Source organism: Staphylococcus sp. HMSC069E10, assembly GCF_001809205.1.
GTDB classification, from domain to species: domain Bacteria; phylum Bacillota; class Bacilli; order Staphylococcales; family Staphylococcaceae; genus Staphylococcus; species Staphylococcus hominis.
Genome location: NZ_KV796512.1, coordinates 1 through 654, shown reverse-complemented (window position 1 = coordinate 654; position 654 = coordinate 1). Strand labels below are relative to the sequence as shown.

The window sequence follows — 654 nt, the reverse complement described above, 5'->3', positions numbered from 1 at the left end:
GGTTCGATCCCGCTAGTCTCCACCATTTAAATCATTTACAAACTATATAACGGCGGTGTAGCTCAGCTGGCTAGAGCGTACGGTTCATACCCGTGAGGTCGGGGGTTCGATCCCCTCCACCGCCACTAATTATTAGTTGTAGAATTAAAATTTGGACCTTTAGCTCAGTTGGTTAGAGCTAACGGCTCATAACCGTTCGGTCGCAGGTTCGAGTCCTGCAAGGTCCATATAATTGTGGAGGAATACCCAAGTCCGGCTGAAGGGATCGGTCTTGAAAACCGACAGGGCCTTAACGGGCCGCGGGGGTTCGAATCCCTCTTCCTCCGCCATTTTTATTATCGCGGGATGGAGCAGTTCGGTAGCTCGTCGGGCTCATAACCCGAAGGTCGGTGGTTCAAATCCGCCTCCCGCAATTTATTTTGGTCTCGTAGTGTAGCGGTTAACACGCCTGCCTGTCACGCAGGAGATCGCGGGTTCGATTCCCGTCGAGACCGCCATCTAATAATTTAATAGCAATTTACCTATAAAATGTGGAGGAATACCCAAGTCCGGCTGAAGGGATCGGTCTTGAAAACCGACAGGAGCTTAACGGCTCGCGGGGGTTCGAATCCCTCTTCCTCCGTATTTGGTCTCGTAGTGTAGCGGTTAACACGC

The 654-nt window shown here is 51.4% G+C and carries 6 tRNA genes; all 6 read left to right on the top strand.

Features of this window, described 5'->3' with window-relative positions:
* Positions 1–51 precede the first annotated feature (51 nt).
* The 6 genes from HMPREF2561_RS10340 (at position 52) to HMPREF2561_RS10315 (ending at position 622) form a co-directional block, all read left to right on the top strand.
* Positions 52–125: transfer RNA gene (locus HMPREF2561_RS10340), tRNA-Met, on the top strand.
* Between the two features lie 28 nt (positions 126–153).
* Positions 154–227 (top strand) — tRNA-Ile (locus HMPREF2561_RS10335).
* Between the two features lie 9 nt (positions 228–236).
* Positions 237–329 (top strand) — tRNA-Ser (locus tag HMPREF2561_RS10330).
* A gap of 10 nt (positions 330–339) precedes the next feature.
* A tRNA-Met gene (locus HMPREF2561_RS10325) sits at positions 340–413 on the top strand.
* Positions 414–421: 8 nt separating this feature from the next.
* Positions 422–497, top strand: a tRNA-Asp gene (locus HMPREF2561_RS10320).
* Positions 498–532: 35 nt separating this feature from the next.
* Positions 533–622: transfer RNA gene (locus HMPREF2561_RS10315), tRNA-Ser, on the top strand.
* Positions 623–654 lie beyond the last annotated feature (32 nt).